The organism is Paraburkholderia sp. (genome assembly GCF_004298475.1).
Lineage (GTDB): Bacteria > Pseudomonadota > Gammaproteobacteria > Burkholderiales > Burkholderiaceae > Paraburkholderia > Paraburkholderia denitrificans.
The window spans coordinates 64,119-79,007 of the sequence record NZ_SCRP01000032.1; the positions used below are offsets into that span (position 1 = coordinate 64,119).

Below are 14,889 nucleotides of genomic sequence, written 5' to 3' on the forward strand. Positions count from 1 at the left end.
CCGCGTGGGGTCCTGAGTGCGCACAACCGTTAATGGCGGCTTTCATGACGATCTTTGGCATTCCGCTGCCGGCAATGCTGAGCCAGTTGTTGCTCGGGCTCGTGAACGGGTCGTTCTACGCGATCCTGAGTCTCGGTCTCGCGGTGATCTTCGGCATGCTCAACGTGATCAACTTTGCCCACGGCGCGTTGTTCATGCTGGGCGCGATGCTCACGTGGATGGGCCTTGCGTATTTCGATCTGCCGTACTGGGTGATGCTCGTGGCCGCGCCGCTGGTGGTGGGCGCGTTCGGCATCGTGATCGAGCGTACGATGCTGCGCTGGCTTTACCGGCTCGATCATCTGTACGGACTCCTGCTGACTTTCGGCATCACGCTCGTCGTGGAAGGCGTGTTCCGTGCGATCTACGGCTCCTCCGGCCAACCTTATGACGTGCCGGAGTTGCTCTCCGGCGCAACCAATCTCGGCTTCATGTATTTGCCGAACTATCGCGCGTGGGTGGTCGTCGCTTCGCTTGCCGTGTGCTTCGCGACCTGGTTCATCATCGAGAAGACGCGGCTTGGCGCCTATTTGCGCGCAGGCACGGAAAACCCGAAGCTCGTCGAGGCGTTCGGCATCAACGTGCCGCTCTTGATCACGCTCACCTACGGCTTTGGCGTCGCGCTTGCGGCATTCGCAGGCGTGCTGGCCGCGCCGGTGATTCAGGTGTCGCCGCTCATGGGCCAGCCGATGATCATCACCGTGTTCGCCGTGGTCGTGATCGGCGGCATGGGATCGATCATGGGTTCTATTCTCACTGGCCTGCTGCTGGGCGTGATCGAGGGCTTCACGCGCGTGTTCTGGCCCGAAGCGTCAGCAACGGTGGTGTTCGTGATCATGGCGATCGTCCTGCTGATTCGCCCGGCAGGCCTCTTCGGCAAGGAACGGTGATGCAAAGAAAAGCGCTTTATGGACTGCTGCTGATCGGCCTGATCGTTGCGCCGTTTGCGGGTGTGTATCCGCTCTTCGTGATGAAGGTGCTGTGTTTCGCGCTGTTCGCCGCGGCATTCAATCTGTTGATCGGCTACACGGGATTGCTCTCGTTCGGTCACGCGATGTTCCTCGCGACCGCGGGCTATCTGACCGGCTATACGATGCAGTCGCTGAACTTCACGCCCGAACTTGGCGTGCTGGCCGGCACGGCGGCCGCAACGCTGATCGGCGTCGTGACCGGCTTGTTCGCGATCCGTCGACGGGGCATCTACTTCTCGATGGTGACGCTCGCGCTCGCGCAGATGGTCTATTTCCTCTACTTGCAGGCGCCGTTTACGCACGGCGAGGACGGCTTGCAGGGCGTGCCGCGAGGCAATCTGTTCGGGGTGCTGCCGCTCGCGTCGGATCTCGTGCTCTATTACGTCGTGCTCGTCGTGATGGTGCTCGCGTTCTTGCTGATCGCGCGCATCGTACATTCGCCGTTCGGACAGGTGCTGGGCGCAATCAAGGAGAACGAGCCGCGCGCGGTTTCACTCGGCTACGACACCGACCGCTTCAAGCTGCTCGCCTTCGTGCTGTCGGCGGGGCTTGCGGGACTCGCCGGTTCGCTCAAGGTGCTCGTGCTCGGCTTCGAGACGCTTGGCGACGCGTACTGGACGCTGTCCGGGCTCGTGATCCTGATGACGCTCGTCGGCGGCATGGGGACGGTTTTCGGACCCATCGTCGGGGCGGCGCTGATCGTTTCGCTCGAGGACCGGCTGGGCGATATCGGCACGGCGCTGGCGTCCGTCACGGGCGTTGGCTGGTTCAACTCGCTTGGCGAGTCGGCGACGATCGTTATGGGCCTTATTTTCATCGCGTGCGTGCTGGCATTCCGGCGCGGCATTGTCGGCGAGATTGTTGCGCGTGCAAGGATCTTGCGAGCGTGAGTTAGCGCGTTTGCTTTGTTGTGCGTGCGGCTTACGCTGTGTTTGCGCTGCGTTTGCGTTGTGATATGCCGGTGTTTTCGTCGCGTGCGTGATCGAGATCGGGGCGCGCCAATTCGGTGCCGCGCTGCATCACTAGGGTAAATGCTAGTTGTCGCGCAAGGGGCTGACGATTAAAGTCTGTGCTAGTTCTGATGCACCGAATTTGCAGGTGGAGGACGAGGAGACAACTGAGGCACAAAGTGCCCGGAAAAGGAAGCGCTGTTGGACGAGAGTCCAACAGCGCTTTTCATTTTAGCCGACGGTTTTTCTGCCGTGCGGCTTTCCTCTGCTTTATTCCCCTGTTTTTCCTTGTAGCGCGTCGCGTTTCTCGTGCGCGCAAATACGTTCCTCTCTTTGGCGTGAAAGTCAGCGTGTGGCGCAGTTGAAGCCCGCTGTCTGCACGGCTGTTATCCGGCGGGATGCGCTTGCAGGCGCAACAGCCGTTTCGCTCGATTCATCTTTCTTCGCCGATCAAAATGCCTGGTTAATGTGGTGACCGAATTCGGCGTGCTGAATTCGCTTGCGAGGGGCGATGCGGTCGCTGACTGGAACCACTTCGTGTAATCGGCCCGGGTTGTATGTGCGCTACGGCTTTGTTGTTGTAGCACGCGATTCTTGTGGTGCTGAAAACAGGGCGGTGGGGTGCAGAGAGAGGCGTTGCACTTGTGAGCGTGAATGATCTGCGCGCCTTGCACGGGCATCACGCGGGCATCATGAACTGGCGGCCACCAATTGCAACGATATTGACGACCGTCCGTACGGACGGTTTAGCGTCACGCGAAAGGCGTGTACTTACGCCGTTCTTGCCACCTGCAGTCTTCCGGTACGCAGCACGTCGCCGCCGATCCTGTGGCTCTGTTTTTTTGACATCTGAGTGCTTCCACTTTTTCGTCGTCGTCTGGTTCCTGGAAGCGGCGTGCATGGAAGGGTCAATCGCCGCGATTCTCGCGCAGGACGGCGTCACTGTAGAGATACGATCTTCGTGTTGCGGTCGCTGGCGTTTTTCGTCCTACGGGCGATCTTCATTTTAAAAGGCGCGTTTGTTTCGTAAAGTGCGCGCTGCGTTGCCGTTGCAGATCTACCTAAACTGGATCGGTGTGCTGCTTACGGTGTCTTTATTTTTGGCTCGCTTAATAAGGGCGCAGTGTGTGCGACTTGCGTGCCGAGACGGCAAAGCCGTTCGGCTGGAATCGCGGCTTCGGATATCTGCTCATCGCAGTGGTGAGTGGTATCGCGCACGTGTCGGGCGCAGGGCTCAACAAAACGGAATTCGGCTGCGGTAGCGGAAACGAGCAGCTGGCCACGTCGCTGTGCACGCGTGTAGCCGAATATCGTATGGGCTTTGTGAAGAATTGGGCAGAGTGGCTGGTTTCGATGGAGTTCGGTGTACGGGTCGGCGGCGACTTGCAGAGGATATGCAAACGAACCCTGTCGTGCGAGATACGTTTCTGGGTGGAGGGAAATGATGGGGATCGACTTACGGTGCCCCGGACGTTTCGAGCGTCGTGATTCGCAGCAGCGGGTTCGAGGCGCTTGACCGCGTGGTGAGGAAGGTAGCGGCGGAGCAGATTGTGTTGGTGATAGATCGAGCGGTGCCAGCCAGTCGGCGGTTTTCAACGCAATCATGCGGGCGCAGCGCGCAAGCTGGCGATGGGCGGTGCGCTACCTGTCGAGCAAGAGGACATCGGTCGCGTATCGGCGCTAGCGGGCGGGGAAGTGCCGCTTTCTTTATCGGTGCGATTACAAGCGGCAGACAAGATTTCCAGAGGCGAGTGACAAATGCTCATCGTGAAAAGGATTTCACACGTCGTCGGTGCGATGCGTCAGAGGCGGGGGACGGCTGCTCATCGAGCAGAACAAGTGCACCGTGCGGCAGATTCCAGGCCATGACTGCGTGCGGGAAACTGGCGACCCGACGCCAGATAACCACACCGGCGAATTGGTGCAGAATCCACGAACGACCGAAACCTGTCTCAATCGGACGAATAAACCCGGATGAATAAACCCGGATGAATAAACCCGGACGAAGAAACCCATCTGCATGCTCTGTATGTTGTTCACGAAGCCGCGTGTTTCACGTGAAACAGCCAGATTTTTTCGCTCACACATGGAACGAAATTCGGGCGTGAACGGCCCAAATCTCGAAACCGTTATAATTCGCGCATCCCACACTTTTCTGAGAAGGCTCACGCGGTTCGCCGTGCGTGAGTTCCGGCCATGCTTTATCCCACAGAGTTTGACGTAATCGTTGTCGGTGGCGGTCACGCCGGTACCGAGGCCGCGCTTGCTGCCGCCCGTATGGGCGTCAAGACGCTTCTGCTCACGCACAACATCGAAACGCTCGGTCAGATGAGCTGCAATCCGTCTATCGGCGGTATTGGCAAAGGTCATCTGGTCAAGGAAGTCGATGCCCTCGGTGGCGCCATGGCGGCTGCCACGGACGAGGGCGGCATCCAGTTCAGCATCCTCAATTCCTCAAAGGGTCCCGCAGTGCGGGCAACCCGCGCCCAGGCCGACCGTATCCTGTACAAAGCCGCGATCCGCCGCCGCCTGGAAAATCAGCCGAATCTCTGGTTGTTCCAGCAAGCTGTCGAGGATCTGATGGTCGAAGGCGACCGCGTGGTGGGTGCGGTGACGCAAGTCGGCATTCGTTTCCGCAGTCGTGCAGTCGTGCTGACGGCGGGAACATTCCTCGACGGCAAGATCCACGTTGGCCTGAACAACTACACGGGCGGGCGGGCCGGTGACCCGGCTGCGGTGACGCTCTCTGCGCGCCTGAAGGAACTGAAGCTTCCCCAAGGGCGCCTGAAGACCGGGACGCCGCCGCGTATCGATGGCCGCACCATCGATTTTTCGGTACTCGAAGAGCAGCCGGGCGATCTGGATCCGGTGCCGGTGTTCTCGTTCCTTGGCCGCGCCGAGCAGCATCCGCGCCAGATTCCGTGCTGGGTCACGCATACGAATGCACGCACGCACGACATCATCCGCGGCGGCCTCGACCGCTCGCCGATGTACACGGGCGTGATCGAAGGCGTGGGCCCGCGCTACTGCCCGTCGATCGAGGACAAGATTCACCGCTTTGCATCGAAGGAATCGCACCAGATCTTCCTCGAGCCGGAAGGGCTGACGACCAATGAGTTCTACCCGAACGGGATCTCGACGAGCTTGCCGTTCGACGTCCAGCTCGAGCTTGTTCACTCGATGCGCGGCCTGGAGCACGCACATATCCTGCGTCCGGGTTACGCGATCGAGTACGACTATTTCGACCCGCGCGGCTTGAAGTCGTCGCTGGAGACGAAGTCGATGAGCGGCCTGTTCTTTGCAGGCCAGATCAATGGAACGACCGGTTACGAAGAAGCCGCCGCACAGGGTCTGCTGGCCGGGATTAACGCTGGCCTGCAAGTACAGGGCAGGGACGCATGGTGCCCGCGCCGCGACGAAGCCTATCTGGGTGTGCTGGTCGACGATCTGGTGACGCGCGGTGTGTCTGAGCCGTATCGTATGTTCACGAGCCGTGCCGAGTACCGCCTGAGCCTGCGCGAAGACAACGCGGACATGCGCTTGACCGAGATCGGCCGCGAACTGGGCGTGGTGGACGATGCCCGCTGGGATGCGTTCTGCCGCAAGCGCGACGCTGTTTCACGTGAAACAGAGCGCCTGAAGTCGACATGGGTGAATCCAAAAACGCTGTCTGCCGATGAAGCAACGGCGCTGCTCGGCAAGCCGATCGACCGCGAATACAACCTTGCGGATCTGCTGCGCCGCCCGGGCGTCAGCTACGACGGCGTGTGTGGCTTACGCGAGGGGACGTGCGGTCCCGATACTCCGCTGGCCGACGACGAAATCCTGCTTGCGCAGATCAAGGAGCAGATCGAGATCGGCATCAAATATCAGGGCTACATCGACCGTCAGGCCGACGAGATCGAGCGTAACGGCGCCCATGAGAATACACGGCTGCCGGAAGGCATCGATTACGCCGAGGTGCGTGGTCTGTCGTTCGAGGCTCGCCAGAAGCTCAATCAGCATCGCCCGGAAACCATCGGCCAAGCGTCGCGTATCTCGGGTATCACGCCCGCCGCGATCTCGCTGCTGATGGTTCACCTGAAGCGCGGCCTCGGCCGTCGGCGCCAGGACCCAGCCGATTCCGGCACCGACAACACGCCGGTGGCCCAATGACGGGGCGCGCACGGCAACCCGGCATCGCGGATCGCGCGGCCCTGGCGCAAATGCTGGAGGAGGGCGCGCAGGCGCTCGGCGTCGAACTCAGCGATCGGCAGCGCGCGCAGCTGCTCGATTACGTCGCGCTGCTCGCGAAGTGGAACGCGGTCTATAACCTGACCGCGATCCGCGATCCGCGCCAGATGATGATCCAGCACATCCTCGATTCGCTCTCGATCCTGCCGCATCTTCCGGCGCGTGACGACTTGGCGGTGCTGGACGTCGGCTCCGGTGGCGGGCTGCCGGGCATCGTGCTCGCCATTGCCCGGCCCAACTGGCAAGTGACGCTCAACGACATCGTGCACAAGAAGAGCGCGTTCCAGTCTCAGGCGAAGGCCGAACTGGGTCTCGCAAACCTTGCGGTGGTGACGGGACGCGTCGAGTCGTTGCGTCCAGGGGGCGAAATCCCGAAAAAATTCGATTTGATCGTCTCGCGGGCATTCGCGGAACTGGTCGATTTCGTTACACTGGCCCGGCATCTGGTCGCTGACGGCGGCGCAATCTGGGCGATGAAGGGTGTGCGCCCGGAAGGCGAGATCGAGCGATTGCCGGATGGCGCACAGGTGCTTCAGACCATCCGGCTCACGGTGCCGATGCTCGATGCCGAGCGGCACCTGATCGAAGTGTCGGTCGAGCCGGCAGCAGCATGATTCTCTGCCTGCGCCGGGCGTCAATCGAACCAACGGCCAGGTCGACGCGCGGTATACGCGTGATAACGTAAGCAAACTCTTTACGGCAGCAAAAGGGACACCCCAAAGATGGCAAAAATCTTCTGCGTTGCGAACCAGAAGGGCGGCGTCGGCAAGACGACGACAACGGTCAATCTCGCCGCGAGCCTCGCATCGCAGGGACAGCGTGTCCTTCTCATCGATCTCGACCCGCAAGGCAACGCCACGATGGGCAGCGGCATCGACAAGGCCGCATGCGAGAACACCGTATACGAAGTGCTGGTGGACGGCGTGACCGTGCCGGACGCGCGCACGCGTCCCGAGGCGGTGGGCTACGACGTGCTTCCCGCGAATCGGGAACTGGCCGGTGCGGAAGTGGAACTGGTTTCGGTGGCGCAGCGCGAGCGTCGCTTAAAAAACGCACTCGCCGAAGTCGACGCCGACTACGACTTCGTGCTGATCGATTGCCCGCCCGCGCTGTCGCTGCTGACGCTCAACGGCCTGTGCGCCGCGCACGGCGTCGTGATTCCGATGCAGTGCGAGTACTTCGCCCTCGAAGGGCTCTCCGATCTGGTCAACACGATCAAGCAGGTTCACGCGAACATGAATCGCGACCTGAAGGTGCTCGGCTTGCTGCGCGTGATGTTCGACCCGCGTATTACGCTTCAGCAGCAGGTATCGGATCAGCTGAAAGAGCATTTCGGCGACAAGGTTTTCGACGCGGTGATTCCGCGTAACGTGCGCCTCGCAGAGGCGCCCAGCTACGGACTACCGGGCGTGGTGTTCGATCGCGCATCACGCGGCGCGCAGGCGTACGTGCAGTTTGGCGCCGAAATGATCGAACGGGTGCGTGCACTCTGATGCTCGCCGCGTCCACTGGAGACTAAGGAATCACGATGAACGCAGTAGCACGGAAAAAAGGGCTGGGCCGCGGGCTGGAAGCACTGCTTGGCGGCAGTGCCGACATTACCGAAGCGGTGAAGATCGACAGCGCGCCGAATACGCTGCCGCTCACGAAGATGCAGGCGGGCAAGTACCAGCCGCGTACGCGCATGGACGAGGGCGCGCTGCAGGAACTGGCCGCGAGCATCCGCGCACAGGGGCTCATGCAGCCGATCCTCGTTCGGCCGATCGACACGGATCGCTACGAGATCATCGCGGGCGAGCGGCGTTTCCGCGCGGCGCACCTCGCAGGACTGATCGAGGTGCCGGTTCTGGTGAAGGACGTGCCCGACCAGGCCGCCGCCGCCATGGCGCTGATCGAGAACATCCAGCGCGAGGATCTCAATCCGCTCGAAGAGGCGCAGGGCATTCAGCGCTTGCTCGACGAATTCCATTTCACGCACGAGCAGGCTGCGGAATCGGTGGGCCGCTCGCGCAGTGCGGTGTCGAATCTGCTGCGTCTTCTGAATCTCGCCGCTCCGGTGCAAACCATGTTGCTCGCCGGCGACCTCGATATGGGCCATGCGCGCGCGCTGCTGGCTGTCGATTCCGCCACGCAGATCCAGCTGGCCAATCAGGTGGTCAACAAGGGCATGTCGGTGCGCGAGACCGAGCGGCTGGTGTCGGCCACGACGAAGGCCGCGCCGACGGTAAAGGCGAAGGTAGTGCACGATGGCGGCCGCGACACGCGGCGTCTCGAAGAAGAACTTTCTGATCTGCTGGCCGCGACGGTCAAGATCAAGTTGGGTCGTCGCGGGCGGGGGCAGTTGAGCGTCGATTTCGGCGACCTCGACGCACTCGACGGCATTCTTCTGCGCCTGCGCGGCGAAACGGCTGCCTGACGCGGCAGTGCCGCACGCGCAGCCCAACTTCTCCATGCAGCAGATTCAAGCAGCCACGCAGGCTCGCCTGCGCACGTTCCTCGGATTCGTGGCTGGCGAGCCGGTGCTGGCCATCCTCGTCGCAGCACTCGTATTGCTTCAGATATTCGCGCCGCACGCATGGGCTTCGCTGCCCGCGCTCGTCGACTGGCAGACCGTAATGACGCTCGCGGGCCTGCTGATTCTGACGAAAGCGATCGAATACTCAGGACTGCTGACGTGGCTCGCGCATCGCCTCGTGCGTCACATTCATTCGGAGCGCTCGCTCGCGCTGTTGCTGATTGCGCTGGCCGCGGCGCTCTCGATGTTCGTGACGAACGATGTGGCACTCTTCGTCGTCGTACCGCTGCTGCTGTCGCTGCACAGGCTTACAGCGCTGCCGCTCAAGCGGCTCGTGATTGTGGTTGCGCTGGCCGTAAACGCAGGATCGGTGCTGACGCCGCTCGGCAATCCGCAGAACCTGTTTCTGTGGCAACTAAGCGGCGTTGCGTTTGGCCGCTTCGTCGCGGAGCTTGCGCCGCTTTGCGCACTGTTGATGACGATGCTGATCGTGCTGGCCATATGCCTTTTCAAGCCGCGCCCGCTCGATCTCTCGACCGATACGGATCCCCATCCGGTCGACCGCGCGCTCGCGCTGGTTGCCGCGCTGCTCTTCGTGGCGTTCGTATTGCTTGCGGACGCGCATCGTGCCGGAATCGCGCTCGCGGGCGTGGCCGCTGGTTTCTTGATCTGGCGCACGCGCATCGTACTGAAGATCGACTGGCTGCTGCTGCTGATTTTCGTGCTGATGTTTATCGTCTTGCGCAGCGCGGCCGCATTACCCTGGATTCACGGCCTGATGGGCGGATTGTCGCTACAGACGCCCTTGCGGTCCTATGTCGCAGGGGCGGTGCTTTCACAGGTCATCAGCAACGTCCCGGCAGCGATCGTGCTTGCGGGCTTCAGCCATGACTGGCGTGCGGTTGCGTTTGGCGTGAGCGTAGGCGGCTTTGGCGTGGCGATCGGCTCGCTCGCAAATCTGATTGCCGTGCGTCTTTCTAATGAGCGGGGTTTATGGCTGCCGTTCCATATCATATCGTTGCCGTTCTGGCTAATAGCCATTCTCCTCGGCGCGCTGCCTTTGCATTTTCTCTGATATCGCCCGCCAGAATCGGCCTGACAGGCAAAATATCCATTCCATTTTTATGTCCGCACAAGGGTACTTTCCACTCCTTACAGATGCGCCCGCAGCCTTGTTCGAGAGCCTGTTTTTCGTATCGTGAAGCCCCATTTCACGGGCGTTTCCGAACATCGTAAAGTCTTGAATTGCCTGCAACTATCGCTTACAATCGCCCGGATTTATTTGGTTGGCGACCTGTAAGTGCGTTGTATCAGCGCGTGCATAGGGGTGAATGTCGCGAATATCCAGGATAACTGCGCGGAATAACTGCGATGGTGGATCAGAGACCAGACAAAGCGCCCAAGGCGCATGAAGGGTCCGATGAACCGCAACGCGGGGTCGGACCTTCCGGCAGCGAACAGGATACGTCCCGGCTCACCGCCATGCACGAAGATCACAACGCGTTGTGGGACGCCGATCAGCAGCAAGATAACAACGACATCGTTCCGCTTACCCGGGTCGAAGCCGAGAAGCTCTTTGGCCCGCAGGTTAGCCGGCCATCGCGCGTCACGCCGTTTCGTGTCGTGGCAGCGCAAATGGTTTTGTCCCTGGTCGCAACGCTGGCGTGGTGGCTGTTCTACAAGCCGCCGGGCGCAGCTGCGTTGTCATCGTTCCTGGGAGGGGCGATCTGCTGGTTGCCGGGCGCGCTGTTCGCTGCGCGCCTGAAGCATCTCGGCGGCGTCGGCACCGTGATGAACTGGATGCTCGGTGAAGCATTCAAGATGGGGGCGACGATTGCGATGTTCGTTGCTATCGCGGCCTGGTATCACGAAGTGCGGTGGATTCCGTTGCTCGTGACTTACCTGATCGCACTCAAGACTTACTGGATCGCGCTTGCATGGCGCTGACCTGTCGCTGACTGTCGTTGCAACTGCGGTTCCAACGGCGGTTACAACTGCGGCGCTTCTTTGGAGGCGCCGGTTGAACGAAGCGGCAAGTGAACGGCTGACGTGCGGGCTGGATGTGATCCGCGGCGGCGCATTCCCGCGAAGAGGCACGGCGGCGGGAATGGCCGGAAACGATTTTCGACAATTTGGGTGTCTTTAACGATATGGCAGCTAGCGAAGGAACGCGCGCTCTGGATCCGTCCGAGTACATTGCGCACCACTTGCAGAACTTTTCCACCTCGCATCAGACGTCGATCGTCGATTTTCACATCCTGAATATCGACACGCTGTTTTGGTCGATTCTCTGCGGTCTCGCCACCATCTTCCTGCTGCGCCTCGCCGCACGCAAGGCAACGTCGGGCGTTCCGGGCCGCTTCCAGTGCGCCATCGAGATGCTGGTCGAAATGGTCGAAGACCAGTCGAAGGCCATCGTCCACGGCAACCGTACCTTCATTGCACCGCTCGCGCTGACCGTGTTCATCTGGGTCGCGCTGATGAACTCGCTCGACTTCATCCCCGTCGACCTCCCGACCCGCGTGATCGGCTGGCTCGGCCTCTCGGAAGTGCTCCCGCACCAGCGCATCGTCCCGACCGCCGATCTTAACGGCACGTTCGGCATCTCGCTCGGCGTGTTCGCACTGATGATCTATTACAACTTCAAGATCAAGGGCGCAGGCGGCTTCGTGCACGAGCTGCTCTCCGCTCCGTTCGGCGCGCATCCGCTGCTGTGGATCCCGAACCTTGCACTCAACATCATCGAGTTCGTCGCAAAGACGGTTTCGCTCGCCCTGCGGTTGTTCGGCAACATGTATGCAGGCGAACTGCTGTTCCTGCTGATCGCCCTGCTGGGCAGTCTGTGGAGCTTCGGCGCGGACACGACGGTGCTTGGCTTCATCGGCCATGTGATTGCCGGCAGCGTGTGGGCGGTCTTCCACATCCTGATCGTTCTGCTGCAGGCGTTCATTTTCATGATGCTGACGCTGGTGTACATCGGCCAGGCACACGACACCCACTAAGGCGGGTTGTCGGACTCAAGAATTGCAGTTTTAAATCCCAGTTCCAGAAAATCTCATAAAGGAGTGATCATGCAAGCTTTCATCGCCAACATCCAGGGTTTCACGGCCATCGGTATCGGCATCATCATTGGCCTGGGTGCTATTGGCGCCTGTATCGGTATCGGCCTGATGGGTGGCAAGTACATCGAAGCCTGCGCGCGTCAGCCTGAGCTGATGAACCCGCTGCAAACGAAGATGTTCCTGCTGGCCGGTCTGATCGACGCGGCGTTCCTGATTGGCGTGGGTGTTGCAATGCTGTTCGCGTTCGCTAACCCGCTGCTCTCGAAGCTCGCGGGCTAAGTTCCCTGGAAGGTTGCGCCTGACCTATAACCATAGAGCGGGCGCATAGCGGAACGGGTGACGAGGCGCTGATCGAGTTTCACAACCGATGAGCGCCTTGCCGTTTCAATTCCCCGGAATAGCAACGATTAAGGAAACACCGTGAATCTCAACGCAACCCTGTTTGCGCAAATGGTCGTGTTCCTGATCCTCGCGTGGTTCACGATGAAGTTCGTGTGGCCGCCGTTGATCAACGCCCTCGACGAGCGCTCGAAGAAGATCGCCGACGGCCTCGCAGCCGCCGAAAAGGGCAAGACGGAACTCGAAGCTGCGCACAAGCGCGTCGGTGAAGAACTGGCGCAGGCCCGCAATGAGGGTCAGCACCGCATCGCCGACGCTGAAAAGCGCGCGCAGACCGTCGCCGAAGAAATCAAGGCTCAGGCCCACGCGGAAGCGGCGCGCATCGTCGCCCAGGCGAAAGCCGACGCTGACCAGCAGGTCGTCAAGGCGCGTGAAGCACTGCGCGCACAAGTCGCCGCACTTGCTGTCCAGGGCGCCGAGCAGATCCTGAAGCGCGAAGTCGACCAGTCGGCCCACGCCGAACTGCTGAATCAACTGAAAGCCGAGCTCTGATCATGGCCGAACTTGCAACCATCGCCCGCCCGTACGCAGAAGCGCTGTTTGGCGTGGCCGAAGCTGGTGACGTCGCCGCCTGGTCCACGCTCGTCGCGGAGCTGGCGCAGGTTGCGGCCTTGCCCGACGTGCTATCGGTCGCCTCCAGCCCGAAAGTGAGCCACGCACAGGTCGTCGACCTGCTGCTGTCGGCGGTGCAGTCGCCGCTGAAGAGCAGCGCCGAGGCCAAAAACCTCGTGCAGATGCTGGTCGCGAACCGTCGCCTCGAACTGCTGCCGGAAGTCGCCGAGCAATTCGAAGCGCTCAAGAACGCAAAAGAAGGCGCAGCCGATGCGCTGATCGTCAGCGCGTTCCCGCTCGAAGGCGCCCAGTTGAACGACCTCGTCGCCAGCCTCGAACACAAGTTCAAACGCAAGCTGAAGCCCACTGTCGAAATCGACAATTCGTTGATCGGCGGCGTGCGCGTCACGGTCGGCGACGAAGTGCTCGATACCTCGGTCCGCGCGCGGCTCGCCAGCATGCAGGTGGCTTTGACCGCTTGAGCGCCTTGGGCGCTGCGGCTGGCACGCAACAGAATTGAACATCAGGAGCGAATAATGCAACTCAATCCCTCTGAGATCAGCGAGCTGATCAAGAGCCGGATCCAGGGCCTTGAAGCGAGCGCAGACGTTCGCAACCAGGGCACCGTGATCTCCGTGACCGACGGTATCGTGCGTATCCACGGCCTGTCGGACGTGATGCAGGGCGAAATGCTCGAATTCCCGGGCAACACCTTCGGCCTCGCGCTGAACCTCGAGCGTGACTCGGTCGGTGCGGTGATTCTGGGTGAATACGAGCACATCTCGGAAGGCGACATCGTCAAGACGACGGGCCGCATTCTCGAAGTTCCGGTCGGCCCGGAACTGGTCGGCCGCGTGGTCGACGCGCTCGGCAACCCGATCGACGGCAAGGGCCCGATCAACGCCAAGCTGACGGACGCAATCGAAAAGATCGCCCCGGGCGTGATCTGGCGTAAGTCGGTGTCGCAGCCGGTGCAGACCGGTCTGAAGTCGATCGACTCGATGGTGCCGATCGGCCGCGGCCAGCGCGAGCTGATCATCGGCGACCGTCAGTGCGGCAAGACCGCCGTGGCCGTCGACGCGATCATCAACCAGAAGGGCAAGGACCTCATCTGTATCTACGTCGCGATCGGCCAGAAGGCTTCGTCGATCCAGAACGTGGTGCGCAAGCTCGAAGAAACGGGCGCGATGGAGTACACCATCGTCGTCGCCGCCTCGGCTTCGGAATCGGCCGCCATGCAGTACCTGGCGCCGTACGCCGGCTGCACGATGGGCGAATACTTCCGCGATCGCGGCCAGGACGCGCTGATCATTTATGACGACTTGACCAAGCAAGCCTGGGCCTATCGTCAGATCTCGCTGCTGCTGCGCCGTCCGCCGGGCCGCGAAGCGTATCCGGGCGACGTGTTCTATCTGCACTCGCGTCTGCTCGAGCGTGCTGCTCGCGTCTCGGAAGAGTACGTCGAGAAGTTCACGAACGGCGAAGTGAAGGGCAAGAGCGGCTCGCTGACGGCACTGCCGGTCATCGAAACGCAAGCGGGCGACGTGACGGCATTCGTGCCGACGAACGTGATCTCGATTACCGACGGCCAGATCTTCCTGGAAACCGACCTCTTCAACGCAGGTATCCGCCCGGCTATTAACGCCGGCGTGTCGGTGTCGCGTGTGGGTGGCGCGGCACAGACCAAGGTCGTGAAGAAGCTGTCGGGCGGTATCCGTACCGACCTCGCACAGTACCGTGAACTGGCAGCGTTCGCACAGTTCGCATCGGACCTCGACGAAGCGACCCGCAAGCAGCTCGAGCGCGGCCGCCGCGTGACCGAACTGCTCAAGCAGCCGCAATATCAGCCGCTGCAGGTGTGGGAACTGGCTGTTTCGCTGTTCGCAGCGAACAACGGTTACCTCGACGACCTCGACGTGAAGGACGTCCTGTCGTTCGAGAAGGGTCTGCGCGAATACCTGAAGACGAGCCATGCGGACCTCGTGAAGCGTATCGAGGACAGCAAGGACCTGTCGAAGGACGATGAGAACGCGCTTCACGCGGCTCTGAAGGACTTCAAGAAGTCCGGCGCATATTGATCCGTCCGGGAATCATCCAACGATAAACGGACATTGAAGCGAAGCGGGTTGCACGGGTTGTCGTGACATCCGCGTCGCTTCGATTCAGGA

At 61.2% G+C, this 14,889-nt stretch carries 14 protein-coding genes; all 14 read left to right on the forward strand.

Translation table 11 applies throughout. The features are described 5' to 3' along the window. The first annotated feature begins 44 nt into the window (after window positions 1-44). The gene (locus EPN59_RS15695; protein WP_293033606.1) at window positions 45-929 is read left to right on the forward strand and encodes a branched-chain amino acid ABC transporter permease; all 885 of its coding nucleotides are present in this window, start codon (window positions 45-47) and stop codon (window positions 927-929) included. After that, complete coding sequence (locus EPN59_RS15700) at window positions 929-1,900, forward strand: branched-chain amino acid ABC transporter permease (RefSeq protein WP_293033604.1); 972 nt, start codon at window positions 929-931, stop codon at window positions 1,898-1,900. The genes EPN59_RS15695 and EPN59_RS15700 overlap by 1 nt, the downstream gene beginning before the upstream one ends. 1,194 nt (window positions 1,901-3,094) lie before the next feature. Next, window positions 3,095-3,448 carry a hypothetical protein gene (locus EPN59_RS15705; RefSeq protein ID WP_293033602.1) on the forward strand — a complete coding sequence of 118 codons (354 nt, stop codon included), beginning with the start codon at window positions 3,095-3,097 and terminating at the stop codon, window positions 3,446-3,448. A 708-nt stretch (window positions 3,449-4,156) separates the two neighbouring features. Beyond that, window positions 4,157-6,115: a tRNA uridine-5-carboxymethylaminomethyl(34) synthesis enzyme MnmG gene (gene mnmG / locus EPN59_RS15710; RefSeq protein WP_293033600.1), complete on the forward strand. Its 1,959-nt coding sequence runs from the start codon at window positions 4,157-4,159 to the stop codon at window positions 6,113-6,115. Next, a complete protein-coding gene (gene rsmG, locus EPN59_RS15715) occupies window positions 6,112-6,807 on the forward strand; it encodes a 16S rRNA (guanine(527)-N(7))-methyltransferase RsmG (RefSeq protein WP_293033598.1) in 696 nt (231 codons plus the stop codon). Before mnmG ends, rsmG begins: the two co-directional genes overlap by 4 nt. 108 nt (window positions 6,808-6,915) lie before the next feature. Beyond that, window positions 6,916-7,686, forward strand: coding sequence for a ParA family protein (locus EPN59_RS15720; RefSeq protein ID WP_293033596.1), 771 nt, complete (start codon window positions 6,916-6,918; stop codon window positions 7,684-7,686). Window positions 7,687-7,721: 35 nt separating this feature from the next. Then, entirely contained in the window at window positions 7,722-8,609 is an 888-nt protein-coding gene (locus EPN59_RS15725; protein WP_293033594.1) for a ParB/RepB/Spo0J family partition protein, read from the forward strand. A gap of 34 nt (window positions 8,610-8,643) precedes the next feature. Beyond that, the gene (locus tag EPN59_RS15730; protein ID WP_293033592.1) at window positions 8,644-9,783 is read left to right on the forward strand and encodes an SLC13 family permease; all 1,140 of its coding nucleotides are present in this window, start codon (window positions 8,644-8,646) and stop codon (window positions 9,781-9,783) included. Between the two features lie 296 nt (window positions 9,784-10,079). Beyond that, entirely contained in the window at window positions 10,080-10,655 is a 576-nt protein-coding gene (locus EPN59_RS15735) for an ATP synthase subunit I (RefSeq protein WP_293033590.1), read from the forward strand. Window positions 10,656-10,858: 203 nt separating this feature from the next. Next, window positions 10,859-11,710 (forward strand): F0F1 ATP synthase subunit A, encoded by an 852-nt coding sequence (gene atpB / locus EPN59_RS15740; protein ID WP_293033588.1) that lies wholly within the window; start codon window positions 10,859-10,861, stop codon window positions 11,708-11,710. A gap of 69 nt (window positions 11,711-11,779) precedes the next feature. Beyond that, window positions 11,780-12,049 (forward strand): F0F1 ATP synthase subunit C, encoded by a 270-nt coding sequence (gene atpE, locus EPN59_RS15745; RefSeq protein ID WP_028203308.1) that lies wholly within the window; start codon window positions 11,780-11,782, stop codon window positions 12,047-12,049. 141 nt (window positions 12,050-12,190) lie between these two features. Continuing rightward, on the forward strand, window positions 12,191-12,661 hold the full coding sequence (locus tag EPN59_RS15750) for a F0F1 ATP synthase subunit B (RefSeq protein WP_293046351.1): 471 nt from the start codon (window positions 12,191-12,193) through the stop codon (window positions 12,659-12,661). Window positions 12,662-12,663: 2 nt separating this feature from the next. Continuing rightward, window positions 12,664-13,203: a F0F1 ATP synthase subunit delta gene (locus tag EPN59_RS15755; RefSeq protein WP_293046353.1), complete on the forward strand. Its 540-nt coding sequence runs from the start codon at window positions 12,664-12,666 to the stop codon at window positions 13,201-13,203. 54 nt (window positions 13,204-13,257) lie between these two features. Then, window positions 13,258-14,799 (forward strand): F0F1 ATP synthase subunit alpha, encoded by a 1,542-nt coding sequence (gene atpA, locus EPN59_RS15760; RefSeq protein ID WP_293046356.1) that lies wholly within the window; start codon window positions 13,258-13,260, stop codon window positions 14,797-14,799. Window positions 14,800-14,889 lie beyond the last annotated feature (90 nt).